Source organism: Lacipirellula sp., assembly GCF_965279485.1.
Classification (GTDB): Bacteria; Planctomycetota; Planctomycetia; order Pirellulales; family Lacipirellulaceae; genus Lacipirellula.
The window spans coordinates 1,204,932-1,230,217 of the sequence record NZ_CBDIIC010000001.1 but is presented as its reverse complement, the minus strand read 5'-3'; the positions used below and the strand labels follow the sequence as shown (position 1 = coordinate 1,230,217).

The window sequence follows — 25,286 nt, the reverse complement described above, 5'->3', positions numbered from 1 at the left end:
TTATCGCCGGCGGCAAACGAGCTTCGCGGCTAGTCGTCCAGCGGGTCAGCTTCGGCGATTGCATAGGCAGTCGCGTGGCTGCGGCAGTGCGAAATGCTGATGTGCATGTGAGCGATTCCGGATCGCTCGAACACTTCACGCGCGCCGCCGCACAACGCAATGATCGGCGCGCCGCCCGCTTTGTGGCGGACCTCGACGTCGCGCCAGCTGATGCCGCGGACCCAGCCGGTGCCGAGCGCCTTCAGCACCGCTTCCTTCGCCGCCCAGCGGCCGGCGTAGTGCTGCGTCGCCGCGCGCTTCGACGAGCAGTAGGCGATCTCGTGATCGGTGTAGACGCGGCGGATGAACAACTCGCCGTGGCGTTCGATCATCTGGGCGATGCGGAGGCACTCGATAATGTCGGTGCCGATGCCAATGATGCGGGCGGCCATCGTTAATATCCTTTCGCACCGCAAGCGGCTTGAGCGCGAGCCAGCGTCGCCGCGGCCTTCGCGCGGGCTTTCTCGGCGCCGGCCTTGAGCACATCGCGGACGTCATCGGGGCGGGCGGCCCAGTCGGCGCGGCGTTCGCGGGCGGCGGCGAAGTAGGCCTCTGCAGCGTCGGCCAGCGCCTTCTTCACCTCGCCGTAGCCGAATCCGCCGCGGGCGTAGAGAGCGGTCATGTCGGCGATCTGCGTTTCGGTCGCCACCAGCTTGTACAGATCGAACAGCACATCCCCTTCGGGATTCTTCGGATCTTCCATCGGCCGGCTGTCGGTCGTGATCCGCATGATCTGCTTCCGCTGGGCCTTCACGTCGTCGAAGACGGCGAGCGTGTTGTTGTAGCTCTTAGACATCTTCTCGCCGTCGAGGCCCGGCACCTTGGCCGAGGCGTCGAGGACTTGCGCCTTCGGCATGACGAACGTTTCGCCGAAGTGGTGGTTAAAGCTACCGGCAATGTCGCGGCAGACTTCGATGTGCTGGATCTGATCTTCGCCGACGGGGACGACGTTTGAGTCGTACGCCAGAATGTCGGCCGCCTGCAGCACCGGGTAGGTGAACAGCCCGGCGTCGGCCTTCAGGCCCTTGGCCATTTTGTCTTTGTAGCTGACGCAGCGTTCGAGCAGGCCCATCGGAGTGCCGGTGAGCAGCAGCCAGCAGAGTTCGCTCACTTCGGGGACGTCCGACTGCACGAACAGCACCGCCTTCTCCGGCTTCAGGCCGAGGGCGAGCAGGTCGATGGCGCCGTTGAGCGTGTACTCCTGCAGCTTTGCCCGATCACGCACCGTGTTGAGCGCGTGAAGGTTCGCGATGAAGTAGTACGCTTCCGCGGCCTGATCTTGCAGGTCGACGTACTGCTGAATGGCGCCGAAGTAGTTGCCCCAATGGAACGGGCCGGTCGGTTGGATGCCGCTGAGAACACGCATGGGCAAAGGTCTTTTCGAGGATTAGTTTCGTTTGAGTTGCAGCGAGCCGACGACTTCCGTCACGCTCTTGGCTCCGAGCGATGCGATCGCCGCGGGGAGGGCGTCGAGCACCGACATCGAGACGGTTGGATTGTAGAAGTTGACCGTTCCAAGTTGAACGGCCGACGCGCCGGCGACGATGAACTCCATGACGTCGTCGACGGTGGCGATGCCGCCGATGCCAATGAGCGGCGTCTTCACCGCTTGGGCCGCCTGGAAGACGCAGCGGAGGGCGATTGGCTTGATCGCGGGGCCGCTCAGGCCGCCGATGACGTTGCCGAGGACCGGCTTTCTTCGCTTCCAGTCGATCGCCATCCCTTGGCAGGTGTTGATCAGCGAGATCGCGTCGGCCCCGCCTGCTTCGGCCGCCTTGGCGATCTCGGCGACGCTGGTGACGTTCGGCGTTAGCTTGGCGATGATCGGCAGCCGGCACGCGGCGCGGCAATCGGCGACCAGCTTTTCGCAGAGCGCTGCGTTTACGCCGAAGTCGACGCCGTGGCTCACGTTCGGGCAGGAGATATTCAGCTCGACCGCCGCGGCGCCCTCAGCGTCGCCAACCATGGCGGACATCTCGACGAACTCTTCCGCGCTGCGGCCCGCGACGCTCACGATGATCGGCGTCTGCCGGCTGGCCAAGTAGGGGAGGTGGTGCGCGAGGAACGCGTCGACCCCGTCATTGTCGAGGCCGATCGCGTTGAGCATTCCTGACGGCGTTTCGACCGTACGCCAGGGGGCGTTGCCGGGCCGGGCTTGTCGAGTGACGGTCTTCGGCAGAATGCCGCCGAGGCGCGAGAGGTTGACCAGCCGCTCCATTTCCCGCGCGTAGCCGAACGTTCCCGAGGCAACGAGGACGGGATTCGGAAGCTGCAATCTTCCGAGCGTGACTTGCAGATCGACGGCGGCCGGGGATCCCGGCGGTAGGGCGGTAGCGGTCAACGAGATCGGTGGAGCAGGGGTGGGAGGGCAGCTAGCGACGCATCCCTGAATTTACCGGTTTAGGCCCTACCGCGAAACGGGCGCATGCAATCAGCGTGCGAGAGCCGCGGAGGCCCTCGCACGCCGTGCGTGGATGGGGTTCACGTCAGATTAGGCCCGCAGGCCCAATCGACTAGATGATGCCGCCGTGGACGCTGTGGGGCGTCAGGTGCGAAGGCATATCGAGGAACCAGATCCGTTCCCACTCGTCGAGCAGCAAACGGAGGTTTTCAGAACTGTAAAACAGCTCTTGAGCACGCCGCGCGGGATCGCCGGAGTAGATGGGGATAAGACAGCCCGTGCTGCTCAGCAGCGTGCAGGCGAGCGCGGTTGATATGAGCCAATTGCGCATGTGCGTAGCTCCTCCTTGAGCTGCAAACGGAACGTCACGTCCTGCAATGGACGACGTAACGCCCAACGATCTCACGATTTACGCTTTGTCGAACGCGTCCATGCGCTTACTTGTGGGGCGCGATCAACGTGGTTCGATAAGGTCTCAGACAAGCGATCACCGTCGACAACATATCGCCAAACGGCGGAATCCTAGCGACGGTACTGACTTGCGTCGAGACTGACCGGCAGCACCGATAGGACGGCACTGCTGGCAGGCCCGACTGATTCGTAGCGGCGTCGACGCTGAGTTACCCGGGGCTTTGCCCGTAACTCGTTGCGGAGCCATGTGTTTCGTGTGGCGGAGGGGCGGCAGGCGGCGAATCGACGACCTGACCATTTTGCAGAGCCTGCTGGCGAGCGGCCTCATTGGCGCGGCGCTCGAGCTCGCGGACTCGTTCCTCCATTTCTTTGCCCGGTTTGAAGGTGACCACAAACTTTTCGGGGACAAAGACTTTTTCGCCGGTGCGTGGGTTACGCGCCTTACGGGCAGCTCGTCGCTTCACTTCGAAGACGCCGAAATTCCGCAGCTCAATGCGATGATCTTCTACCAACGTTTCGACGATGGCGTCGAACGTCTTCTGGACGATTTCTTTCGTCTTCAACTGCGTGAGGCCGATCTCCTCGGAGATGGTCTTCACGATTTCTTTCTTGGTCACGACGAGTTCCCCTGTGACAAGGCTCGAGGTCCTTTTCGGCGGACGACGACCGTGCTAGTGAAGGGCATTCACTCGCTCCAAGTGTAATTGGCGTAAGCATTAGAGTCAAGAAAGGGAGACCCAGCGTCGAAGCCCGGAATCGCCGTAACTTGGCGAGGCGGCGCGACGACTTTTCGGCACTTACGCCGATTTTTTGCGTGGCTATTAGCGGCAAATTGTCAAAGATCAGACTGTCGGGCGTGCCTATGGCTACCCAGAGACAAGCATCGACCCGCACGACCGCCAGACTTCAGCTAATCGTTAAAGTCGACCAAATAATTCCAGCCAGCATGCTGGCGCCCGTCTTGAGGAGGCGAGGCAGCTGCGGGACCTGCCAGCAGAATCTGCCCGGCGAGACGACTTTCAGTCGGAGGGCCACGCCCTCCGGTCGCCCGGACCGAGTGGCGGTACGGCTAGGGGGTCTCGCTAGCAGGCTGCAAGAGTGCCGCAGCAATCAGATCCGAATGACCGCCGCCTGCTCTTGGATCGTTTCGATCGAGTAGAGCTTCCCCTTGCCGCTGCCGGGGCAAACATCGCACGTCGCTTGCCAATCTTCGGGCGTCCGGATCGTCGAATCCCAGAAGGGCCAGGTGCGACACTGGCGCGGGCGCTGTTCGTAGACGGTGCACTTGCGGGTTTCGCTATCGAGCAGCACGCAGTCGTAGTTCCGCTTCTCTTTGATCGAGCGGCGGACGCCGATCTGCTTCACGTACTTCTTTTCAAACGCCGCCGGCGTCATTTCCATTCGGGCGGCGATGGCGTCGATTTCGGCCTGGTTCACCCAGACGTAGCCCGGGCCGCCGCCGCAGCAATCGCCGCAGCCGGTGCAGGTGAACTGCAGTCCATCGGCGTACCACGGTTCGCTGCCAGCAGAATTGGCGGGGATTTTGGCCATTGTCGGGTGAACTCCATTCGTGCGATCAATCGCGTCACGCGGTGGCCACGGCCGTCGCCACGGCAAGCACTTCGTCGATCTCTTCGACCGTGGTGGCCCAACCAACGCTCATGCGAACCAAGCCGCCCGAGTCGAACGTGCCGAGCGCCTGATGCATCCGCGGGGCGCAGTGGAGGCCGGCTCGGGCTTGGATGCCGCGGGCCGCATCCAGGGCGGCGGAAAACTCCTGCGGATCATATCCCTCGACGCTGAAGCTGACAACGGGCCCGCGGAGGGGGGAGGGGGGAGGGCCGTAGAGCCGCACCACGCCGAGCGCTGCCAGGCCGTTCCATAGGCGTTTGACAAGCATTTGCTCGTGCGCGCAGACAGCCGTGATGGTCCGCTGCCGCAAGTAACGAACCGCTTCGACGAGGCCCGCGAGCCCGGGGCCGTTGAGGCTGCCCGCTTCGTACCGCGTCGGCAGCTCGTCGGGCATCCGGTCGAGCTGACTTTCGAAGCCGGTGCCGCCTTGGCGGATGGGGTGAACGAACTGCTCCACGCCTTCACGGATAAACAAAAATCCGGTCGCCGCGGGGCCGAGCAGTCCCTTGTGACCACTCGCTGCGAGTAGGTCGGCCTGCAACGCCGTGACGTCGATGTCGACATGCCCGGCCGACTGCGAGGCGTCGACCATGAGCAACTTGTCGGCGGTTTTCGTAACGGCGGCGATCTCGGCGAGCGGCTGGATCGCGCCAGTGACGTTCGAGGCGTGCGTGGCGATCACCATCCGCGTCTCCGGGCGAATGGCCCGCCGCACGTCGTCGGGGTCGATGAGCCCCTGCCCGTTGCAGCCGACGTAGGTGACCGTCACGTCGCGCAATCGCGTCGCATCGGCCAGCGGTCGCAGCACCGAGTTATGGTCGGTTACCGACGCGACCACATGGTCGCCGGGCCGCAGCGTGCCGTGGATCGCCAGGTTCAGCGAATCGGTGCCGTTGCAGCCGTGGATGATGTGGCTGGGGTTCGGGGCGCCGATGAGGGCGGCGATCTCGCGGCGGGCAGCCTCGACGATGCGCTGAGCTTCGATCGCGTCGTTGTACCCGCCGCGGCCGGCCGCGATGCCGATCTCGCGCTGGTAGCGGTCGACGGCGGCGTAGACGGCGTCGGGTTTGGGCCAACTCGTGGCCGCATTATCGAGATAGATGCGCATGGTGCTTGTGCTGCTTGGCCTGGGGAATTACCCAGCCTACCAAGTTTGTCGCTAGCGCTCGACCTACAGTAGCCGCGTGGCGACCTGGTAGGTAATCAGGGCCGCCACGTACGCCAGGGCCGTCATGTAGCCGAGCTGGATCAGCGGCCATTTCCAGGAGCCGGTCTCACGGCGGGTGACGGCTTGCGTCGGCAGGCACTGCATCGCCAGGACGTAAAAGACGAGCAGACTGAGGCAGGTGGCGGTCGTGAAGACCAGCGAACCGTCGGCATGCTTGGAGGAACCCATCGAGGCGAGCAGCGAGTTCACTCCGTCGTCCGCCCCCTCGGCGCCGAGGCCGTAGAGGACCGCCAGCGTCGAGACGATCACTTCGCGGGCGGCGAAGGAGCTCAAGACGCCGATGCTCATTTTCCAGTCGAAGCCAAGTGGTTCGAACACCGGCTCGATCGTCCGGCCAATCCGCCCGGCGAACGAATGCTCGAGCTCCACCTGCTGCGTGAGGTGCTCGACGCCTGCTTCATCGCCTGCGGCTTCCATCTCGGCGAGTTGGGCCTGCACGTCGGCCGGCATTTGGTCGACGCTCGTCTTCGGGTAGGTGGCGAGCGCCCACAGCACGAGCGAGATCACAAGAATGGTCGTGCCGGCGGTTTTCACGAATGCCCAGGCGCGGTCGTAAGTGAGCAACAGCGCGTTTCGCAGCGACGGCAACCGGTAGTTGGGCAGTTCAATCACCAGCGGCCGCACGGGACCCTTCAGCAGCGTTCGCTTAAAGACCCACGCCATGGCGAGCGCCGCGGTAATGCCAAGCGCGTAGGCCGCCGTGAAAATGAGGGCCCGTTGCAGCGAGCTATTGGGAAACAGCAGCGTCGCCACCATCGCGTAAACCGGGATCCGCGCGGAGCAGGTCATCAACGGGGCGATAAGAATCGTCGCTAGCCGGTCGCGGCGGTCTTCGATCACCCGCGTCGACATGATCGCGGGGATTGCGCACGCGTGGGCCGAGAGCAGCGGCACGAACGCCTTGCCGGGCAGGCCGACCTTGTGCATTAGCCGGTCCATCACCAGCGCCGCGCGGGCCATGTAGCCCGAATCTTCCAGCAGCGCGAGGACGAAAAATAGCAGGCAAATCTGCGGCAGAAACACGAGCATGCCGCCGAGGCCGCCGATGACGCCGTCGGTGAGCAGGCTCTGCAGATCGCCCTCGGGCACCCATTTGCCGATCGTCTCGCCTGCGGCGCCGAACAAGCTGTCGATGAGATCCATCGGGAACGTCGCCGCCCAGAAGATCGTCAAGAAGGTCGCCGCCATCACCAGGGCGAAGCTCAACAGTCCGCCGACACGGTGCGTCAGGACGCGGTCGATCGCTTCGGTAACGCGGCCTTGCTTCACCGCTTCGCCGCGAACTGTGGCGTGGCTTACCCGCGAGGCCCAGTCGTAACGGGCCGAGAATTGGCAGCCGTTGCAGGAACCACATGCGGCGAGTTCGGCATGAACTTCCGGGGCCTTGCGCTCGCGCAGCGTCGTTTGCACCACTTCGAGCAGTTGGTCGATTCCGCTTCCGGTGCGAGCCGAGACCGGCACGACGGGGCAGCCAAGCCGCTGCTGCAATTCCGCGAGGTCGAACGTGATGCCCTGCTTCTCGGCGGCGTCGCTCAGGTTAAGCGCGATGACCGTCGGATCGCCGAGTTCCAGCACCTGCCCGGCTAGGAACAGGTTCCGTTCGAGGTTCGTTGAGTCGACGACCAACAAGACCAGATCAGGGTCGGGCGTCCCGGGGAGCAGGCCTTCCAATGCTTGGCAGGCGACTCGCTCGTCAGGCGTTGTCGGATCGAGGCTATAGAGCCCCGGCAGATCGACGATCGTCACCGGCGTGTTGCCGAGCGTGACGTCGGCGCGGCGATGCTCAACCGTGGTGCCGGGAAAGTTCGCCGTCTTTGCCCGCAGACCGGTGAGGCGATTGAACAGCGACGTTTTGCCGGCGTTGGGATTGCCGACCAGAGCGATCGTCGTAGGCCCGGCCCCAGTCGGCGCAGACGCCGTCGAGAGAATCGGCAGCGATAGCTCTGGCGTGGCGGAACTCACGATGCGTTAGCCAAAGGAGCGAATGGCAGTGACGCATCGAGCGGTTCGACGCGAACTTCAGCAGCGAGCCGGGCCGAGAGGCCGACGCGGGCGCCGACGACGGTGATCACCATTGGATCGCCTGCTTTCAGCAATTGCAGCCGTCGCCCGACGCAAACGCCGAGCGCCTGCAGCCGACGAATATCGTCGTTCGCCGCCACGACCTCGACGACGCGAGCGTGAGCCCCCGCGGCGAGAGCGGACAGCAGGACCGTTTCCACCCGCGGTTGCGGCTGGCGGTGAACCGGCGTCGTCGGTGCGGCTTCGACGGTGCTCATGGTCGCTCGAAAGAGGCCGAGGGCTTGGGCTGTTGAGAATGAATCTCAGTTCAAACCTAAGCAGATCGCGAGATGGCCGCAAGGGGTAGTTGACCAACGGGTTGCGGATTTCGCGGCAACTCGCGGAGAGCGGCTCGGCGGGCATGCGGCTGCGACCGCGTTACTTACTTCTTCCGCTTGCGATTTTTCGCCGCGTTGCGAACTCGTGCTAAAGGGCTGATCGGTTTGGCGGGTGCGGCGTCGACCCCCGTACTCTCGTCGCCCAGCGGCGACGACGGATCGCCAGGCCCGAGCGGGAACATCATCTTTTGCCCCTGGTCGTCGACGACGTCACCGGCGCTAAGGAGCCGCAGTTCCTTGTTGACCATCACCAGCAGCGCGTGGATGAAGGCGACCAGCATCGGGCCGACAAGAATGCCGACCGGCCCGAGCGCTTTCACGCCGCCGAGGACGCTCATCAGCGCGAGCAGCGGGTGGAGGTTCGACTGGCCGTGGAGGACGAGCGGTTTGATGACGTTGTCGATCGTCGACACGATCCCGCCGCAGTAAATGGCTAGCAAGATGGCCGACCACGGATCGCCAGTGACGGTGACGCCGTCGACGACTCGCTCTTGGTAGAGATAAATCCAGATGCAGGTCGGAATCCAAATGCCGGCGGCGCCGACGAACGGAATTACCGACGCGATCATCGTCACCATCATCAGCAAGAAGATCGGCGCGCTGGGCGCCATCGCGAAGTAGAACCCGAGCCCTGCCAACAGCCCCTGGACGACGGCCGCGGCCAGCACTGCGACGACGACGGCGCGGCTGACGTTGGCGAACTTGTCGAGCAGCTCGCGCTCATATTCGTTGTCGAGCGGCGAAAGCCGCATCATGGTATTGATCATCGCCGGGCCGTCGACGAGGAAGTAATAGATCGCCAGCACCATAATAATAAGGCCTAGCAGCATCCGGAGCACGCCCTCGAGCGTGTCGTATAAGTTGGCTCCGATGAAGCCGATGGCGATGTCGACCAGGTCTTTTACAGTGAACGACTTTCTGCCGCTTGGCTCTGGTTTAGTGACGGGAGTGGACGAACCGTCCGCTCCCCCGACTGAGATGCTAATTTCGGCCTCTGCATCAGATGTTTCGGCTGCCTCAGCAACTTTCTCTGCAGCCTCATCGCTGGGCGACGCTTCTTCCGTCGCCGCGGCGTCTTCAGGTTCAACCGGCTGTGTTTCGGAACTCGCTGGCGAATCGGTTTCCGCCGTCAGCGACGCCGGCACCATCTGCTCGTAGAACTCGGCGAACGGTGCGGCCGCCGCTTCGATCTTAATGATCAGTTGTTTGCGGTTATCGGGGATCTTCAGGTAGTTGACCTGCTGCAGGCCTTCGAGGTAGGCGTTCCAGCCTAGCCACGCCGTCGGCAACAAGACGACGAGCATGATGAGAAACGTCGTCACCAGCGCTGAGAGCCGCACTCGGCCTGGCAAACGATCGCGGACCCACACGTGCAGCGGTTTGAAGACGACCACCAACACCGCCGCCAGGAATAGCGGCAGCACGAACTGCGCCATCACCTTGAAAAACATCGCAGCGATGAACGCCAGGATGGCTACTAGAACGATAAACGAAACGACGCGCGGCACGGCCGGCTCCTTCGGGAAATGCGAGTGAACTCGTTCATTCTATGCGTTTCTTCGCCAGACCCTAGACCAGCTTGCCGGGCGTGCTGGGAGGAATGTAGCGATGACGCGGGGATTTGCCGGTAGATTCGCCGTCGCAAGGTGCTGCGGGCGGCCTCGCCCCGCACAGGTTGCGGGGATTCTGGTATGTTGAAATAGGCTGCGTCGATCTCTAGCCCCGGGCTCTGCCCGGGGGGAATTGCCGGTTGACGCGATTGCAGACGCGATGCGACCCCCGGGCGGAGCCCGGGGCTAGAAATACGGTCGGAATGGGTCACATGATCAGCATCGTTATCCCGCTACTGAACGAAGTCGGCACGCTCGAACAGCTCCACCACGAGCTGAGCGAGCTCGCTGCTGCGCGCGGATACGAACTGCAAATGATCTTCATCGACGACGGCTCGACCGACGGCTCCTGGCAGATCGTCGAGCGGCTGGCGGCAACTGACGCGCGAGTGCTGGGAATTCGCTTCCGCCGCAACTTCGGGAAGGCGGCCGCCCTCTCCGCTGGCTTCGATGCGGCCCAGGGCGAAATAATTGTCACGATGGACGCCGACTTGCAGGACAGTCCGGCGGAAATCCCCAAGCTGCTCGCCGTGCTCGACGCCGGCGCCGACGTGGTGAGCGGGTGGAAACGCGAACGCCACGACCCTTGGCACAAGCGTTACCCGTCGAAAGTCTTCAACGCCCTCGTCGGCAAAATGACCGGCGTTCAATTGCACGATCACAATTGCGGCTTAAAGGCCTACCGCCGCGACGTGATTCACGAGATCCGCCTCTATGGCGAGCTCCACCGCTTTGTCCCCGTGCTCGCCGCGGCCCGCGGCTTCCGCATCGGCGAGACGGCCGTCGAGCATCGGCCGCGGCTCTCGGGCGTGTCGAAGTACGGCTGGACGCGGATTCCCAAGGGACTACTCGACCTGCTCACCGTGCAGTTCATCACCCGCTACGGCCAGCGGCCACAGCATTGGCTTGGATCGGCCGGGCTGATTTCGCTGCTGCTCGGCGGGCTCGGGATGGTTTACCTCGCGTTCATTTGGGTCTGGTCGCGGATGCCGTGGTCGGAGCATGTAGTGCACCTGCACGAGACGGCCGCGCTGTTCTATTCGCTTGCGCTGCTACTATTCGGCTCTAACTTGCTTGCGATGGGGTTTGTCGCCGAGATGATCGCCGCCTCGGTGTCGCGGCATCGCGATGAGTTTTCAGTGGCACAGTACACGCCTCCGCAGGGCAAGAACGCCGGCGCCGGGCCGCACGCGACGACGAACCAATCGGCTGGCCAGGAGCACGAGTCGCGATGATCGAGGCCGCCGCTGATCCGACCCGCCTGCTGCGGCGCGGCGTCTACGCCCTCCTCATCGCGCTGGCGGCGGGCAACATGGCGGGGCGGCTGCTCGCGGTAAACGCCGTCAACCGGCAGGAACTCGAAACGAGCCGCATCGCGCAGCGCGTGGCGGACGCTGAGAAGCAATTTCTCGCCGAAGGTCTTCGCGAGGATGTGCTGCAGGCGAAGCTCGTTGCCGCCAAGCAGCTGATCGAACGCGAAGAACGCCGGCAGCGGCCGTTCCTCAGCGCCAACGACCGGAGCCGTTGGCTCGCCATCCGCGCGCTTGCCGACACCGGTTCGTTCGAGATCGACCCGGTGATGGACGCGAACGTCTGGAACACAATCGACATGGTGCAACATCGCGGTCGCGACGGCGAGTTGCATCTGTACTCCAGCAAGCCGCCGCTGCTGATCGTGCTGCTGGCGGGCGAGTACTGGGCGATTCAGAAGACGACCGGCTGGACCCTTGCCGACAATCCTTACGAAGTCGTGCGGCTGATGCTGTTCACCGTGCAGGTGATGCCGACGCTGTTGCTGCTGGCGATCGTCGCAAGTTTAGCTGAGCGATTCGGCACGACCGATTGGGGGCGGATCTTTGTCGTGGCCGCGGCGGCGTTCGGGACGATGCTCACGCCGTTTGCCGTGGTGCTGAACAACCACACGATCGCCGCAGTGAGCGAGGCGGTGGCGCTCGAGGCCTTCGTGCGGATCTGGTTCGACGGCGAGCGGCGCTGGCGGTGGTTCGCGCTCGCCGGACTCGCGGCGGCGTTCACGGCGGCGAACGAGTTGCCCGCGCTGTCGTTCTTCGCGCTCGTGGCGGCGGCCCTATTGTGGCGTAATTGGCGGATGACGCTGGGGGGATTTGCCCCGCTCGCGGCGGTCGTCCTGGTCGCGTCGTTCGCGACGAATTACTGGGCCCACGACAGTTGGCGGCCCCCCTACGCCCACCGCAGCGCCACCGACCCCGCCGACAACTGGTACCACTACAGCTACACGCTCGGCGGTAAAGAGCGGCAAAGCTATTGGCTCGATCCGCAGGGTCTCGACCGCGGCGAGCCGAGCAAAGTCGACTACGCGATCCATTGCCTCGTCGGCCATCACGGTCTCTTCTCGCTGACGCCGATTTGGCTGCTGAGCGCGTGGGGACTATGGATCTGGGGCGTTCGCGGCACGACCGAGCAGCGGCAGCTGGCGGCGGGCATCGCGCTGCTTACCGTGGTCTGCCTGACGTTTTACATTGGCCTGCGGCCGCAGATCGATCGCAACTACGGCGGGATGACGAGCGGCTTGCGGTGGTTGTTCTGGCTCGTGCCGCTCTGGCTGACGGCGATGATTCCGGCGGTGGATCGGCTGGCGCAGTGCCGCAAAGGTATGGCGGTCGCGCTCGTGCTGCTCGCGTTCTCGGTGCTGTCGGCGAGCTACCCGACATGGAATCCTTGGACGCAGCCGTGGATCTACAACTGGCTGCAATCGTGCGGCTGGCGCGGGGCGGTTTAGAGATTTCACAGGCCGGTGCGCGACTTGCATCCTAGCCCCTGGCTCCGCCAGGGGGTGGGCCTCCCCACCGGTATGCGTTGCCCAACGCGACGTCACCCCCTGGCGGAGCCAGGGGCTAGAGAATCTCGCTCGGCAGGTTGAGAGCCTCCCAAGTCGCCGGCAGCGGCGCGACGATGTCGACCGGCTCGTTCGTCATCGGGTGCCGGAAGCCTAACTGCCGGGCGTGGAGCGCAATCGGTTTTTCCCGCTCGTCGAGGCCTGGATCGCCGAAGATCTGCGTGCTGCCATACTGCGAGTCGCCAACGACGGCATGGCCGCGTGAGCTCGACTGAATGCGAATCTGGTGCGTGCGGCCGGTCTCAAGTTCGATCTCCAGCCACGCCCCCGTTGGCCCTTGCCACATCACCCGGTAATGCAAGACCGCATGTTTCGCCGCCGGATGATCGGCCGTGACTACTTCGGCCTGCGCCATGCCGTGCCGCTTGTGAAGGTAGTCGGTCCATGTTCCTTCGTCGGGCGTGACGACGCCCTCGACGAACGCCCAATACGACTTGTTGATCGTCCGATTTTCAAACTGCGCCGACAGTCTTTGCGCCGCCCGTAAGTGTCGCGCGAAAACGATGGCGCCCGACACCGGCCGATCGAGCCGGTGCGGCAGCCCTAGATAAATGTTCGCATCGGCCGGCTTTCCTTCGCGCTCGCGAAAGAGCTCCTTTACCTGGATCTCGAGGCTATCAATCCCCGCCGGCGCCTGCGTCAGCACGCCGGAAGGCTTGTTGATTACGAGACACGGCCCATCGTCGTACAAAACGTCAAGCATCGATTCAGTAGCCGCGGGTCAACGACCCGCCGGAGCGAGGATGAAAATGGAAACAAGTTATGCCGACTAGCGATTCCGTCGGCGCCCACAAAGTGTTGCAGGTGCGCCGACCAAATTTCGCCGACAACTTCGTCGTCGAAAGAGCAGCGGCTGAGCCACCGCCAGCGCGATCATGCTACCAGTTGCCGGTTCTGGAATCGCGAACTCAGCCAAGATCGGATAGTGGTCGGAGGCCGTGTAAGTGGTCAAATTAACCTCGAACCGTCCCAACTGCTGCACCCGCCACGCCGGCGAACGGTAGAAGATGTAGTCGATCTGCGTCGTGCGCGCGAGACCGGGATTGGCGATATTCGTCGCATCATTCCACACGCCGGCGAGCGCAGCGTACGACGTGGTCGAGGGACGCGAGTTCATGTCGCCTGCGAGCAGCGCGGGAGTCGCCGAACTTGCTACGAGACCATTGATGTACGCCGCCTGAGCGTCGCGGTTACTTTGATTGCTCGCGTCGAGATGCGTCGCGAAAAAGTTAAATTCGACCGTCTGCGGGTCGGCGTCGAATGATAGCCCCATCTGAATGACGGCCCGCGCCTCGCCGCCGCCGGGACTGGGGAGCGCGCGGTTCGTCGTGCCGACGATCGTCAGCCATGGCGCTACGAGCACGCCATTGCCGTACTCGCCCCCCATATAGTTGATCGTGCGGCCGAAGTAGCCCTGCATATCGGTCCGCTGAGCGAGTTCCTGCAACTGGAAAACGTTTGCGCCGCTGCGCGTGTTCCCTTGGTCGAGCTCTTGTAGCGCGACGAGGTCGGGTTTCGCCGCCAGAATGACGCTGGCGATTCGATCAAGATCGTAGACGCCGTCGCGCCCTTCCGAGTGGTGGATGTTGTACGAGAGAACCCGCAGCGTTCGCGCTAGCGCAGGCTGAGCCGCCGTGAGCATGAGAACGGCGAGAACGAATCGGAGCGGAAACATCACGGCTGTGCTGGCTGGCGGAAGAGCAGAAACGCGAACGGCGTCTATCTGTTGTGGCTTGCCGCCGCGAGCTTGGCCAGGGCCCGATCCACCAAACCAGGAAAAAGTCGGTTCGCCGCCACCAATGCGCGGCCCCGCCAGTTGGGGAAAATCTCGTGACGCCCCCGTTCAAGCGCTCGCAATGTCTGCTCGGCGACCGCGGCTGCCGGGATCGCCGTTGAGTCGCCCCACGGCAAGTCTGACCGCTTGGCGATGAGGTGGTCGAAAAACTCCGTTTCGGTGGTCCCTGGGCTGACGAGCAGCACGTCGACGCCGTCGGCTGCGAGTTCCGCCCGCAGCGACTCGCTCCAGCCTCGTAGCGCGAACTTGCTGGCGGCGTACTCGCTATTCAGCGGCAAGCCGCGATGACCGATGATCGAGCCGATGTTGACGATCGCCGCCTGTCGGCTCCGTTTAAGCAAGGGCAGGGCGAGCCGCGTTAGTTCCGTCGCTGCGAAGAAGTTCACTTCGAGGATCTTCCGTAGCGTCGCTTCGTCGCTTTCGGCGAAGCGGCCGTGAGCGCTAATGCCGGCATTGTTCACCAGCACGTCGATCCCTTCCCACAGTGCGACGGCGCGCTCGATGAAAGCCGCACGAAATGCGGAGTCGGTTACATCGCCGGCAAGCGTCTCCGCCGTCGCGCCATGCTGCCGGCACTCGGCGGCAACGGCGGCAAGTTCTTGATTGCGTCGCGCTGTCAGCAGCACACGGCTGCCGCGCCGCGCGAACGCCAGCGCAAGTTCCCGGCCAATGCCGCTGGAAGCGCCAGTGATGACGACGCGGCAGTTGGCGAGCGATCGGCGGGCCATTACGAGCATCCGTTAGGCCACTTCGTCGACGGCGTCGTCGTTAGCGACGCTATGCCGAACGATGGGCGATGCGACGTAAGGATGGACTTCAATCTCTGGATCGTCCCGCAATGAGCCGAGATGCTTCCGCGATAGCCGGCAATGCACGGTTGCGTGATCGCCCGCGAACGTCCTGCTGATCACCTCGCCATACTTCGCGAGGTAGGCCAGCAGCCGACCATTGCTGACGCTGAAGCGGAATTCCAGGTCGAGGAAGTCTTGGCTGAGCGCATCGCTCACGGCGGAGGCAAGCCGCGGCAGCCCATCCGCCGTGCGGGCGCTAATTAGCACCGCCGAAGGATAGAGCTGGCGAATGGCTTGCAGCCGCGTCGGGTCCTCAACCTGGTCGACTTTGTTGAGGGCCAGCAGCGTGTCCTTTTCCTCGATGCCGAGTTCGCGGAGGACGTCGTACACCGCTTTGATCTGATCGAGCGCCACCGGGCTGCTGGCGTCGGCGACGTGGATCAACAGGTCGGCTTGACGGGCTTCCTCGAGCGTCGCCTTGAAGCTCGCGATCAGGTTATGCGGCAGGTTGCGGATGAACCCGACCGTATCGCTGAGCAATACCGGCCCCCACCCCGGCAGCTGCCACCGGCGGGTGCGAGTATCGAGCGTGGCGAACAGTTTGTCTTCGGCCAGCACGTGCGAGTCGGTGAGCGCGTTCATGAGCGTGCTCTTGCCGGCGTTGGTGTAGCCGACGAGCGACACCGTCATCCGATCGCTACGACCAGCGACTTCGCGCTCTTTGCGGCGCTGAACCTTTTCGAGTTCGCGGCGCAGATCGGTGATCCGCTTCTCGGCCAACCGGCGGTCGGTTTCGAGCTGCTTTTCACCAGGGCCGCGCATACCGACGCCCATCTTCATACGCGACAAGTGCTTCCACATGCCTTTGAGCCGCGGCAGCGAATACTCGAGCTGCGCGAGCTCGACGGCCAAGCGCGACTCGTAAGTTTGCGCCCGACTGGAGAAGATGTCGAGAATCACCTCGGTGCGGTCGAGAACCTTCACCTTCAGCGCCTCTTCCAGATTTCGCATTTGCGCTGGGGAGAGGTCGTTGTCGAAGATCACCACGTCGGCCTCGGTGGCCTCGACGAGAAACTGCAACTCGTCGACTTTCCCGTGACCGATGTAAGTCGCGGCGTCTGGCGCTTGCCGCTTTTGAGTCATCCGCCCCACGACTTCGGCCCCGGCGGTTTGCACCAGACCGGTCAACTCGTCGAGGGGATCGCCGTGATATCCATCGTCAGAAAGCTGAACGCCAACCAGGACGGCGGACTCGCTGTCGACGCTCTGCTTGCGATCGGTATTTGACACGTGTGGGAAGGGACTCCTTCTGGTGGCCTAATCTTGTGGCGGCGGCGGAAGGGATGAGCAGGTTGCCGCCTCGCTTGATTATACCCTCGAGGACGCAAGGGACCTAGGCGGGGTTCGCGCGGGAATCCCGGTCGATTGCCCGCTTCGGGGGGGGGCGCAGCGGCGCCAAATAAAACGGTTGGAACGTGACAGTTGCGAGCGGTCGGATGGCGGCGACTTTGGAAGTTCTGTCTGGCGACAGGGAGTCGCACGCGTCCCCGGCGCCGCAGCGGGAATTAGTGAAAGTTTCGCGACTTCGATCGTAACGTATCGATTGCGTCGTCTAGGTTCTCGATGCGGGTAACGAGGAGATGTCTCACTCCCTGGTGGTTCTGCAGCCGGCCGCTCGCAAGGTAGGACCGCGCCGCAGCAGCGACGCGGTGGTATTTCTTCCAGACCTCCATGCGGATGATGAGATTCGCCACGCCGCTCTCGTCCTCTAAGGTGACGAACGTCACCCCCTTGGCAGTTTGCGGTCGCTGACGCAGCAATACCAACCCGGCGACGCGCACGAAGGCGCCGTCGGCGACGTGGGCGAGTTCGGCGGCAGTCACGACTTGCAGCTTGCGGAGGCGTTCTCGAAAAAACTGGACGGGATGCGCTTTGAGCGACAACCCGGCGGTTTCGTAGTCGGCGAACACTTCCTCTTGTTGAGCCATGGCCGGCAATGCGTGAGACGGTTCGTCTTCATCAATGTCGGCGAATAGGGACGCTGTCGACGGCTTTCGCAACGACTGCCAGAGCGAATCGCGGCGGTTGAGTTGCAGCGACCCAAAGGCGTCGGCGCGAGCGAGCAGTTCCACTGTCGCGGGCGGCACGCCGCAGCGGTGGAGTTGTTCAATGGAGCGGAACGGCCGCGACTGTGCGATGCGTTCCGCGTCGATGTGCCTCATGCCGACGAGCATGCGGTAGCCGAGCCGGATTGCTCCCTCTTCGAGCGTGCAGTTCCAAGTGCTGTGGTTGACGTCGACCGGCAGCACGCGGACGCCATGCTCTCGGGCGTCGCGCACCAACTGCGGCGGCGCGTAGAATCCCATCGGCTGCGAGTTGATGAGCGCTGCGCAGTACGCCGCCGGAAAGTGACATTTTAAGTACGACGAGACGTATGCCAGCAGCGCGAAGCTTGCCGCATGGCTTTCTGGAAAACCATACTCGCCAAACCCGCGAATCTGCGTGAAGACTAACTCCGCGAAATCGTCGCCGAGTCCGTTGGCGCGCATGCCGGCGATGAGTTTAGCGCGAAATTCGTCGATGACGCCCGGCCGGCGCCAGGCCGCCATGGCCCGCCGCAACTGATCGGCTTCGCCGGGAGTGAACCCGGCGGCGACCATCGCCAATTGCATCGCTTGTTCCTGAAACAGCGGCACGCCCAGCGTCTTGTCGAGCACCGCCTTGATGGCGTCGTTGGGATAAACGGGCCTTTCCTTATTGGCGCGGCGACGCAAATAGGGATGCACCATATCGCCCTGAATGGGTCCTGGCCGCACAATCGCCACTTCGATGACCAGATCGTAATAGGTCCGTGGCTGCAAGCGCGGCAGCATCGACATTTGCGCGCGGCTCTCGATCTGGAAGACGCCAATCGTGTCTGCCTTACAGATCATGTCGTAAGTTGCGCCATCTCCTTCGGGAATGTTGGCAAGCGTCAGCTGCTTGCCATGATGCAGCTCAACAAATTCAAAGCATTTGCGAATGGCCGTGAGCATCCCGAGCGCCAAACAGTCGACTTTGAGGATTCCTAACTCGTCGAGATCGTCCTTGTCCCACTCGATGACGGTGCGGTCCGCCATGGCGGCGTTCTCGATCGGTACGAACTCGCACAGTGGCGAGTGGGTGATCACCATACCGCCGACATGTTGGCTCAAATGCCGCGGAAAACCGACCAGCGTGCTCACCAACGCGTGCAGCTGTCGGCCGAGGGGCGATGCCAGTTCGACTCCCGCTTCGCTCCATCTTGCTGGCGAAAAAGGTTGGTAAGGATCCTGTTGTTTCGCGAGGCCGTTGACGCGATCGAGCGATAGTCCCAGCGCTTTGCCGACGTCGCGAAGCGCCGAGCGGGCACGGTAGGTAATCACCTCCGCGGTCATGCCGGCGCGATCGCGACCGTACTTGTTGTAGACGTACTGCAACACTTCCTCGCGGCGCTCGTGCTCGAAATCGACGTCGATGTCGGGCGGCTCGTTGCGTTCGCGACTGACGAATCTTTCGAACAAGGCGTCGATGCGCTCGGGATCAACCGACGTCACTCTCAGGCAATAACAGACGGCTGAATTGGCCGCCGACCCCCGTCCTTGGCACAAAATATTCTTCTTACGCGCGTAGTTCACCAAATCCGACACCGTGAGAAAGAAAGCTTCGTACTTTAGCTCTTCGATGAGCTGAAGTTCGTACTGCAACTGCCCGCGAACCTTATCGGGAACGCCGTTTGGATAACGCGTTTGAGCGCCGGCCCAAGTCAGGTTGCTCAGGTGTTGCATCGGCGTCAGGCCGGGCGGGGCGAGTTCAATCGGATAGTCGTACTTGAGTTGATCTAAAGCAAAGTCGCAGCGGTCGGCGATCTCGACGGTGCGTCGCAACGCGCCGGAGGCCGTCGCGAACAATTCCTGCATCGCTTCAGGCGACTTTAAGTGACGGGCCGCGTTGGGGAACAATAACTCTCCGGCAGTTGCAACGGTGCAACCATGCCGAACCGCCGTCAGTACGTCGGCCAATGCTCGTCGCTCGGGGGCATGGAAATGAACGCCGTTCGCCGCCGCCAACGGCACGCGTGCCGCCTTTGCGAGTTTGACTCTCTCGGCCAGTTCACGCTCGTCGTCCACACCCCGATGAAGCTCGCCGAGCAGATAACAGCGATCGCCGAAGAGTTCTCGATAACGCCGCAATCCTGCGACCGTCGCGTCGCCGTAAACGCACGCCAGGATGCCATCGGCATATTCAGCCAAGTCGTCGAACTGTAGATGGCATTCGCCTTTCGGCGCGCGGCCTTTGCCGACAGTTAGCAGTCGGCATAGTCGGCCGTAGGCGGCGCGGTCGGTCGCCAGCAGCACGGCGGAAGAAGCGTCGCTTGGCTGCACGTCGGCGCCAATGAGGAGCTTGAGACCAATCTGCTTGGCAGCAGCGTGAGCGCGGACAACGCCGGCCAAACTATGGCGATCGGTAATGGCAAGTGCTCGGTAACCCAATCGGGCCGCTTGATCAACGAGCTCATCTGGATGGGACGCGCCTTCGAGAAATGAGAAGTTGGTTTTGCAGTGCAACTCCGCATAGCCAATCGCGGAGTGGGTCCGCACGGTCGGTTCAAGCGAACGCCGTTTAGGTTCAGGTAGCTGGGGCATCAGTCAAACGCTCCATGCAAGAACCAGTTGCTGCTGCGAAGCTCGCGGAACAGCCAAAATCGCTTTCCCTCGGCCGTCTCGACGCGATAGTAGTCGCGTTGGACGTAGCGGCCGCGCCACCAGCTCGTTTGAATCCGTTCAGGCCCCCAAGCTCTTCGCACTCGATGTTCGCCATGCCACCGGAATTGCCGCGGCGGTCCCAGCGGGGCGGCCGCCCAGGCTTCGATCGGCTGCGGCTGGAGTTCCAACCGCAGCGGCCGCGGAAGCGGAGAGAAGCGGCGCTTCGACTTCGGCCGCGCGGCGCCGGCCAGCGGTTCGTAGCGGATGGCAAGTTCAGGCTGAGCTTCTGCCTGCGGCACAGCGCGGACGACTGCCTCGCGACCTAACCGATTGCTCAGCCGATCGACCAACTGGCCCAGACGCTGGCCACCCTCGCGGCGAGATTCCTCGAACAGCTCTTGTTGCCAACTCACGAGCGGGGCTTGCGAAAGGACTCCGATCTTCACGCAGTCGATAGGGCTTGGCAGTTCAAGGCGATCCAACTGCATTGTCGCCAGTTCGAGCAGATGCGCGGCATGAGCGCTAGGCCGAAAGAGGCTCGCCGTGAACGCGATAGTTGAATGCTCGCCTTGAAGTTCGCAACGAATCTCCAGCGCTCCCTGTTGACGCTGGACAAGCTCAACGGCGACTCGCTGCAAAAGCTGCTCGATGATCATCTGCAACGCCTGCCGATCGTGCACAGGATGCTCGCAGCGCTGCTCGACTTGAATTTCAGGCTGCGGGCGGTGCGAAACAAGCGGCTCGGAGATTTCTCCCAACGCTTGATGAATTCTGTGCAGCAGTTGCGGCCCAAATCGGCTGGCCAGGGCTTCGCGTGGGAGCGCCAGCAACTGGCTAATGCTCTTAACGCCTAGCTCTGCGAGGATGGGGGTCTCGTCGTCGAGCCGTAATGCTTCAACTGGCAGCGATTTAAATAGCGTCGTTCCTTGGACGAATGTCACGGAAGGGGGGCCGTAGTGCACTGCCCCCCACGCAATGCCGATCGTGTCGGCAACTGCCGCGCGAACGTTCAAACCGCGCCGGCGAAGCGAGTGCACAACTCGTTTGACGAGCCGCTCTTCATTGCCAGTGAGATGCTCCAGGCCGGCGATATCGAGACAAAGACAATCGGGAGGCTCAACGCCTACCACAGGGCTGAACTGCTCGCACCATGCCGCCAGATCTGCCAGTGCACCTTGGTCGGCGAGCGGATCGTGCAGTTTCACTTTGCCGCTCATCACCTCGGCCCGCGGCGTTCCCGTTGGATAGCGATCAGAAGCGACGACTCGCAGCGCCCCGCGCTGCTGCGTGCAGAGCGTCAGTTCGCACCGCTTAAGCGCTGGATGAACGAGTCGCATGCGTTGCAGCGGCCAGTTGGGAAACCACAGGCACAAGATGCGCTGCTGGGTGCGTCGTCGCGTCATCTTGCAGCTCCACAATGGCCGACGCCCCCGCGTGGCCGCTGCGCGACCTCACGACTTCAATCCGCAGTCGCCGCTGCCGCTCGTTGCTCGGCATGGCCTCGATTCGCAATTGCACGTCCGACCAAGTGGGGCGACCGCACACGTTCACCGGTCTGACGAACAGCCCCACGGCGCCGCTTTGTTCAGCGACGACTTGCAGCCCGCGAATGGCCCGCTCCTCGACCGACTCCAACCAACAAATCGCCGCGCCAACGCCGGGACAGCGCAGCGTTTGATTCAACGCCCAGAGCTCATCCTTGCGCGAGCGTGGCCGAACGAAGATTGTTTCGTGCGTGACGCCGAACAAAGCCGCTGCCGCTGGGTAAAAAGTTCGCAGCCGGTCGACGACGACTAACGCCCCCCCTGCGCGGCAGGCTTCGCGAGCCGTGAGCAGCGCGACCGCCGTGGCGCCCGAACCTGCCTCAGCGATGAACTCGACCAACGAGCCACGGCGGAACTCCGACGGCAAATTTCCGCACAAACCGCTCGCAAAGGCTTGCCGCGAACCTATCGCCTCCCCCTGCAGCCTTTGCCGCAGAGCTTCGACCGTTTCGCGTTGAGCGGGGCGTGCTAGCATGGTGTAGTGTACTTGCGTACAGATTACTTGCCAAGGGAATTCGTGCAAGAGCGAGTTAAAAAACAAACGCTCCGCGCGGTCCGCGCACGCCGCAGACCGTTCAACGTTCGCCCACCAAAGCAGGACCGCAACGCTACTGGTCGCGGCGTGTGTACTGCGACACGAAGCAGTTGCGGCGATATCGCCGCTCAGGTGGAGAGGAGGCGTGCGATTTAGTCCCTAAGAAAAGCAAACTCAAGCAGAGTTCCTAACGTGGCCCCGACAGCGCATCTTTTCAAGAAGGCCAAGTGAGCGGCTTCCGCACTCAGGTCAAACGCAGGTACTGCAGGCACGGACACGATGAAGACGCCTAGTAGCATCAGGCCGAGCAGTCGGACCGGATGCCCTGGGCGAGCTTCCTGGCTATCAATTGGAAAGCGATCCAACTTCGCGATCAGATTGTTCAAGACCAGCAAGCCGCCAATAAAAAACGCGATCATGATCGCCTCGCCTCCGAGCACCAGCGCGCATGCTGCAGCGGGCACGCCGGCATAAACGATCGCTCGCAGAATTCCGATATGCTTGCACATTTCGTCAGTATACGGCCATCCGCTATTCTCCCCAATCTTTTTGAGGTTCGCCTTGATGCCCGTACCCGATCTGGTATCCCGCTCTTTTCTTCGCCTTATCCGGCGTCGTATCCTTTCGTCTGGGGCGCCGCTGCACGCTCCGCTAGGCGCTCATCGCCACGGCGGTTATTGCCGGGGTACTGGGAATGGCAGCGGTGTAGTAGGAACTATCCGCGGCGGCGGTTATAAAGGAACCTATGGCGTCTCGACTCTTCTACTCTGCCGTTCGGATCATCGCCCTCAGCTTGGCTGCTGCGATAGGCTACGTCGCCGTCTATGTTCCGCTGATGAATCTGTTCTTCAGGAAGGAGCCCGTGGGGTTCCTGGCGATCCTTGCGCTATCGATTACTGCCGCGTTCAAGTGCGCTCAACTGGCCGACAAGCTTCTTCCTCGGAGGGCGGCGTCCAACTCCGCTGAGGAATCTAGCGGCTAGGTCTGTTTTCGCTCCTAAGAATTGCGGGGAGAGTACAGGGCATGGATCAAGCCAAACTCGCCGTTGCTGCATGGGCTGTCTTCCTCGGCGGATTCGTGGTCCTCGCCGCGGTTCACAGCTGGCAGCGGAGCCACGGGACCGCGATGTCCGACAAAGTGTGGTTCGGCGTTCCAGCAACGCTCGCCATCGTGGCTGCGCCATTGCTTTGGCGATCGACGTCGCCGCACCGTCCTGCTTGGATCCGCGGACTGCTAGTCGCTTGCCATGCGGTTGCGGGGTTTGTTATCTACACCGCCATGTGTCTTTGGTATGTTGTCGGGACGGGGCTCGATGGCCAGTAGCTGGCCTCCTAAGCTCTGGCTGCCGCCGAGTGGTGCAGTCGGGTAAATTCACATCCAGATGAGGTGGCGCAGCGTCAGCCATACAAGACGCACCGAATGCCAGGTCGTATCGAGGTTCAAGAAGGCGAGCACCTCAGCAGTGCGCTTCGCCGCCTTTATTTCGCTGTCAGGCACTCAAGCAAGCGGCAGTGGAGCAAATCACGCCCCGGCTGCTACGAGAAGCCCAGCGATTTACGCCGCCGCAAACAGGCGACGTCTCGCCGAAATGCTCGCCGGCACTCCAGCGGCCGTTCCGGGTACAACACCGTCTACCTTGGGCTCAGTCAATTGCTGGCGCCAACTGAGCCTTTCGCGGGGCAGCCGTCGCGAAAGCGAAAGCAGCGGTGGGACGACCAGCCCGATTCGTTTGCGGCGGCGCAGCAAGCGCGGCAGAGCGGCGACGCCCACATCAATGGGAAAGACACAGTAGCCTAATGTATCGAAATCAGGAGGCGCGAGGCCGCGCGGTTACTGCCCGTCAACGAAAACAGGCTCCGGCATCCGAAGATGCCGAAGCCTGTTGATGTTGAGTCTAACGTCTTGTGACTAACCCGACTGCGAACAGACGGCGCCAGTTCGTTCTACCAGATGTACTCGATGCCGCCGTGGAAGCCGTTGTACAACGCATCGCCTTGAGTGTAGAGCGCCGTTGAGGCAACGTTCGTCGAGTCGATGTTGTTGCCGACCGTTACCAGGCTGCTCATGTACAGCACCCGGTAGCCGCCGCGGAGCGAGATACTCGGCAGGATGTCGGCGACGAGGTCGAACTTCGCTTCGCCGACGAAGGCGACTTGGTTACCGTCGTCCTGGAAGTTGACGTTGGTGATGTCGGGATCAGGAATGTTCGTCTGGTGGCCGTACTTGAAGCGGTTGTTATAGATGCCGCCTTTCACTTCGCCGCCGAGCCGCAGGCCTTGACGCAGAGCAATCCAGCCGTCGCCGCCGAGTTGGGCGCCGACCAAGTCGTTCGTCGTGTCCCAGCCGATGGTGCTGTCGCCGAGCAACGCGGTGGCGTCGAAGTTCATTTCCTCCGTCATCCGCACATAGCGGAAGCCGGCGAGGTAGGTGCCCGAGATCCGCGGGTTGTGACCGACCCAGTAACGGCGGTAGCTCAGCTCGGTGCTTTGCAGATCAGACTGGTAGTCGAGGCTGTAGACCGACCCCTCGTCGAGGCCGTCGATCGGGACGACGCCGTATTCAGAGAACACCGAGTTCAACTGGAAGTCTACGCCGTTGGCGACGTTGACCGAGCTGACGCTCGTATTGAACCCGAGGTCGTAGATACCCATGTAGGTCGCTTCGAACACTGATAGCGGGCCGAGGTCGAGCCGGGCGGCAATTTCCCAGCCCGGTTCGTAATCCTCGTTGAGCTGGTCCGCATCGAGAATCTTCGTCGGGCCGTTGACGCCGACCGAGCCGAGTGGCGGCACGTCTTGGAACGAGCGGGTGCTCTGCAGGAACACCGCGTTGGCTGCGATGTCGAAGTAGTGCGGACCGCACTGGTCGGGCGTGCCGTAGCCGCCGAAGTCGGCGTAACCAGGGTCGCCGTATTCGCAGCCAGGTTGACAGCCAGGCTGGCACATCTCGCCGTAGCCGGGGCCAGGCGCGTTGTAGCTAGCAGGCATGACGATCGATTCGCCGTAGGCGTTTTGGTAGGCGCCCCCTTGGTAGGCGGCTTGCCCACCGGCTAGCGGCGCGGCAGGAAAGTTGCTGGGCACTTGGGCCAGTGCCTTCGTTCCGGCCCCGGCGCCGCAGGCGAGCGCGGCAGCGACCATGGCCGCTGTCGAGCGATTGAAAAGCGATTTCATCCGTCCATTCCCCCTAGTGCGACGAGAAGGGGCGCGACAGTTCCGCCCCCCCGGGTGGATCTGTCGGCTGCCGCGTCGACCCCCGCCGACGCGTGCTCGCCTGTCTCCTGCCGTTGTATCGTGGCAAGCGCT

General features: G+C 62.9%; 24 protein-coding genes. 5 read left to right on the top strand and 19 right to left on the bottom strand.

From position 1 onward, the window contains the following. Positions 1-29 precede the first annotated feature (29 nt). The 10 genes from acpS to ACQY7R_RS05110 form a co-directional block, all read right to left on the bottom strand. Positions 30-431 carry a holo-ACP synthase gene (gene acpS, locus ACQY7R_RS05155; protein WP_428304523.1) on the bottom strand — a complete coding sequence of 134 codons (402 nt, stop codon included), beginning with the start codon at positions 429-431 and terminating at the stop codon, positions 30-32. 2 nt (positions 432-433) lie between these two features. Continuing rightward, a complete protein-coding gene (gene trpS, locus ACQY7R_RS05150) occupies positions 434-1,405 on the bottom strand; it encodes a tryptophan--tRNA ligase (RefSeq protein ID WP_428304522.1) in 972 nt (323 codons plus the stop codon). 21 nt (positions 1,406-1,426) lie between these two features. Then, the gene (locus tag ACQY7R_RS05145; protein ID WP_428304521.1) at positions 1,427-2,380 is read right to left on the bottom strand and encodes a dihydroorotate dehydrogenase; all 954 of its coding nucleotides are present in this window, start codon (positions 2,378-2,380) and stop codon (positions 1,427-1,429) included. Positions 2,381-2,552: 172 nt separating this feature from the next. Then, positions 2,553-2,771, bottom strand: a complete 219-nt coding sequence (locus ACQY7R_RS05140; protein WP_152098585.1) for a hypothetical protein — start codon at positions 2,769-2,771, stop codon at positions 2,553-2,555. Between the two features lie 289 nt (positions 2,772-3,060). Continuing rightward, entirely contained in the window at positions 3,061-3,468 is a 408-nt protein-coding gene (locus tag ACQY7R_RS05135; RefSeq protein ID WP_428304520.1) for an HU family DNA-binding protein, read from the bottom strand. 493 nt (positions 3,469-3,961) lie between these two features. Further along, positions 3,962-4,402, bottom strand: a complete 441-nt coding sequence (locus tag ACQY7R_RS05130) for a YkgJ family cysteine cluster protein (protein ID WP_428304519.1) — start codon at positions 4,400-4,402, stop codon at positions 3,962-3,964. Positions 4,403-4,436: 34 nt separating this feature from the next. Then, a complete protein-coding gene (locus ACQY7R_RS05125; protein ID WP_428304518.1) occupies positions 4,437-5,591 on the bottom strand; it encodes an aminotransferase class V-fold PLP-dependent enzyme in 1,155 nt (384 codons plus the stop codon). 63 nt (positions 5,592-5,654) lie between these two features. Then, positions 5,655-7,673: a ferrous iron transport protein B gene (gene feoB / locus ACQY7R_RS05120; RefSeq protein ID WP_428304517.1), complete on the bottom strand. Its 2,019-nt coding sequence runs from the start codon at positions 7,671-7,673 to the stop codon at positions 5,655-5,657. Then, on the bottom strand, positions 7,670-7,990 hold the full coding sequence (locus ACQY7R_RS05115) for a FeoA family protein (RefSeq protein ID WP_428304516.1): 321 nt from the start codon (positions 7,988-7,990) through the stop codon (positions 7,670-7,672). Before ACQY7R_RS05115 ends, feoB begins: the two co-directional genes overlap by 4 nt. 164 nt (positions 7,991-8,154) lie before the next feature. After that, positions 8,155-9,618: an AI-2E family transporter gene (locus tag ACQY7R_RS05110; RefSeq protein WP_428304515.1), complete on the bottom strand. Its 1,464-nt coding sequence runs from the start codon at positions 9,616-9,618 to the stop codon at positions 8,155-8,157. A gap of 314 nt (positions 9,619-9,932) precedes the next feature. Between ACQY7R_RS05110 and ACQY7R_RS05105 the strand changes: the two genes are divergently transcribed. Both ACQY7R_RS05105 and ACQY7R_RS05100 read left to right on the top strand, forming a co-directional pair. Then, complete coding sequence (locus tag ACQY7R_RS05105) at positions 9,933-10,955, top strand: glycosyltransferase family 2 protein (protein ID WP_428304514.1); 1,023 nt, start codon at positions 9,933-9,935, stop codon at positions 10,953-10,955. Further along, positions 10,952-12,478 (top strand): hypothetical protein, encoded by a 1,527-nt coding sequence (locus ACQY7R_RS05100; protein ID WP_428304513.1) that lies wholly within the window; start codon positions 10,952-10,954, stop codon positions 12,476-12,478. The genes ACQY7R_RS05105 and ACQY7R_RS05100 overlap by 4 nt, the downstream gene beginning before the upstream one ends. 115 nt (positions 12,479-12,593) lie before the next feature. Here ACQY7R_RS05100 and ACQY7R_RS05095 read toward each other — a convergent pair whose 3' ends face one another. The 8 genes from ACQY7R_RS05095 to ACQY7R_RS05060 form a co-directional block, all read right to left on the bottom strand. Next, positions 12,594-13,298: an RluA family pseudouridine synthase gene (locus ACQY7R_RS05095; RefSeq protein WP_428304512.1), complete on the bottom strand. Its 705-nt coding sequence runs from the start codon at positions 13,296-13,298 to the stop codon at positions 12,594-12,596. A 66-nt stretch (positions 13,299-13,364) separates the two neighbouring features. Next, the gene (locus ACQY7R_RS05090) at positions 13,365-14,270 is read right to left on the bottom strand and encodes an endonuclease/exonuclease/phosphatase family protein (protein WP_428304511.1); all 906 of its coding nucleotides are present in this window, start codon (positions 14,268-14,270) and stop codon (positions 13,365-13,367) included. 44 nt (positions 14,271-14,314) lie between these two features. Then, positions 14,315-15,118 carry an SDR family oxidoreductase gene (locus tag ACQY7R_RS05085; protein ID WP_428304510.1) on the bottom strand — a complete coding sequence of 268 codons (804 nt, stop codon included), beginning with the start codon at positions 15,116-15,118 and terminating at the stop codon, positions 14,315-14,317. A 12-nt stretch (positions 15,119-15,130) separates the two neighbouring features. Further along, positions 15,131-16,471: a GTPase HflX gene (gene hflX, locus ACQY7R_RS05080; protein WP_428304509.1), complete on the bottom strand. Its 1,341-nt coding sequence runs from the start codon at positions 16,469-16,471 to the stop codon at positions 15,131-15,133. 275 nt (positions 16,472-16,746) lie between these two features. Then, positions 16,747-19,845 carry an error-prone DNA polymerase gene (locus ACQY7R_RS05075; protein WP_428304508.1) on the bottom strand — a complete coding sequence of 1,033 codons (3,099 nt, stop codon included), beginning with the start codon at positions 19,843-19,845 and terminating at the stop codon, positions 16,747-16,749. Further along, positions 19,845-21,308: a Y-family DNA polymerase gene (locus ACQY7R_RS05070; protein ID WP_428304507.1), complete on the bottom strand. Its 1,464-nt coding sequence runs from the start codon at positions 21,306-21,308 to the stop codon at positions 19,845-19,847. Before ACQY7R_RS05070 ends, ACQY7R_RS05075 begins: the two co-directional genes overlap by 1 nt. Beyond that, positions 21,217-21,924 (bottom strand): ImuA family protein, encoded by a 708-nt coding sequence (locus ACQY7R_RS05065; RefSeq protein ID WP_428304506.1) that lies wholly within the window; start codon positions 21,922-21,924, stop codon positions 21,217-21,219. The genes ACQY7R_RS05070 and ACQY7R_RS05065 overlap by 92 nt, the downstream gene beginning before the upstream one ends. A 212-nt stretch (positions 21,925-22,136) precedes the next feature. Further along, on the bottom strand, positions 22,137-22,493 hold the full coding sequence (locus ACQY7R_RS05060) for a hypothetical protein (protein ID WP_428304505.1): 357 nt from the start codon (positions 22,491-22,493) through the stop codon (positions 22,137-22,139). A 236-nt stretch (positions 22,494-22,729) separates the two neighbouring features. On the opposite strand from ACQY7R_RS05060, the gene ACQY7R_RS05055 reads away from it, so the two are divergent. From ACQY7R_RS05055 to ACQY7R_RS05045, 3 genes are all read left to right on the top strand, one after another. After that, positions 22,730-22,966: a hypothetical protein gene (locus ACQY7R_RS05055; protein WP_428304504.1), complete on the top strand. Its 237-nt coding sequence runs from the start codon at positions 22,730-22,732 to the stop codon at positions 22,964-22,966. Positions 22,967-23,007: 41 nt separating this feature from the next. Further along, positions 23,008-23,307 (top strand): hypothetical protein, encoded by a 300-nt coding sequence (locus tag ACQY7R_RS05050; RefSeq protein WP_428304503.1) that lies wholly within the window; start codon positions 23,008-23,010, stop codon positions 23,305-23,307. A 96-nt stretch (positions 23,308-23,403) separates the two neighbouring features. Continuing rightward, positions 23,404-23,781 carry a small ribosomal subunit protein bS21 gene (locus ACQY7R_RS05045; protein WP_428304502.1) on the top strand — a complete coding sequence of 126 codons (378 nt, stop codon included), beginning with the start codon at positions 23,404-23,406 and terminating at the stop codon, positions 23,779-23,781. Between the two features lie 146 nt (positions 23,782-23,927). Here ACQY7R_RS05045 and ACQY7R_RS05040 read toward each other — a convergent pair whose 3' ends face one another. Continuing rightward, the gene (locus ACQY7R_RS05040; RefSeq protein ID WP_428304501.1) at positions 23,928-25,154 is read right to left on the bottom strand and encodes a hypothetical protein; all 1,227 of its coding nucleotides are present in this window, start codon (positions 25,152-25,154) and stop codon (positions 23,928-23,930) included. Positions 25,155-25,286: the final 132 nt, after the last annotated feature.

Excerpts from the sequence above, each read along its gene's own strand:
- ACQY7R_RS05090 (WP_428304511.1), bottom strand. The coding sequence starts at position 14,270 with ATGTTTCCGCTCCGATTCGTTCTCGCCGTTCTCATGCTCACGGCGGCT.
- ACQY7R_RS05115 (WP_428304516.1), bottom strand. The coding sequence starts at position 7,990 with ATGAGCACCGTCGAAGCCGCACCGACGACGCCGGTTCACCGCCAGCCG.
- ACQY7R_RS05140 (WP_152098585.1), bottom strand. The coding sequence starts at position 2,771 with ATGCGCAATTGGCTCATATCAACCGCGCTCGCCTGCACGCTGCTGAGC.
- ACQY7R_RS05040 (WP_428304501.1), bottom strand. The coding sequence starts at position 25,154 with ATGAAATCGCTTTTCAATCGCTCGACAGCGGCCATGGTCGCTGCCGCG.
- trpS (WP_428304522.1), bottom strand. The coding sequence starts at position 1,405 with ATGCGTGTTCTCAGCGGCATCCAACCGACCGGCCCGTTCCATTGGGGC.
- ACQY7R_RS05055 (WP_428304504.1), top strand. The coding sequence starts at position 22,730 with ATGGCGTCTCGACTCTTCTACTCTGCCGTTCGGATCATCGCCCTCAGC.
- acpS (WP_428304523.1), bottom strand. The coding sequence starts at position 431 with ATGGCCGCCCGCATCATTGGCATCGGCACCGACATTATCGAGTGCCTC.
- ACQY7R_RS05070 (WP_428304507.1), bottom strand. The coding sequence starts at position 21,308 with ATGACGCGACGACGCACCCAGCAGCGCATCTTGTGCCTGTGGTTTCCC.
- ACQY7R_RS05075 (WP_428304508.1), bottom strand. The coding sequence starts at position 19,845 with ATGCCCCAGCTACCTGAACCTAAACGGCGTTCGCTTGAACCGACCGTG.
- ACQY7R_RS05130 (WP_428304519.1), bottom strand. The coding sequence starts at position 4,402 with ATGGCCAAAATCCCCGCCAATTCTGCTGGCAGCGAACCGTGGTACGCC.
- ACQY7R_RS05065 (WP_428304506.1), bottom strand. The coding sequence starts at position 21,924 with ATGCTAGCACGCCCCGCTCAACGCGAAACGGTCGAAGCTCTGCGGCAA.
- ACQY7R_RS05060 (WP_428304505.1), bottom strand. The coding sequence starts at position 22,493 with ATGTGCAAGCATATCGGAATTCTGCGAGCGATCGTTTATGCCGGCGTG.
- ACQY7R_RS05085 (WP_428304510.1), bottom strand. The coding sequence starts at position 15,118 with ATGGCCCGCCGATCGCTCGCCAACTGCCGCGTCGTCATCACTGGCGCT.
- ACQY7R_RS05105 (WP_428304514.1), top strand. The coding sequence starts at position 9,933 with ATGATCAGCATCGTTATCCCGCTACTGAACGAAGTCGGCACGCTCGAA.
- ACQY7R_RS05095 (WP_428304512.1), bottom strand. The coding sequence starts at position 13,298 with ATGCTTGACGTTTTGTACGACGATGGGCCGTGTCTCGTAATCAACAAG.
- ACQY7R_RS05045 (WP_428304502.1), top strand. The coding sequence starts at position 23,404 with ATGCCAGGTCGTATCGAGGTTCAAGAAGGCGAGCACCTCAGCAGTGCG.
- ACQY7R_RS05100 (WP_428304513.1), top strand. The coding sequence starts at position 10,952 with ATGATCGAGGCCGCCGCTGATCCGACCCGCCTGCTGCGGCGCGGCGTC.
- ACQY7R_RS05050 (WP_428304503.1), top strand. The coding sequence starts at position 23,008 with ATGGATCAAGCCAAACTCGCCGTTGCTGCATGGGCTGTCTTCCTCGGC.
- ACQY7R_RS05125 (WP_428304518.1), bottom strand. The coding sequence starts at position 5,591 with ATGCGCATCTATCTCGATAATGCGGCCACGAGTTGGCCCAAACCCGAC.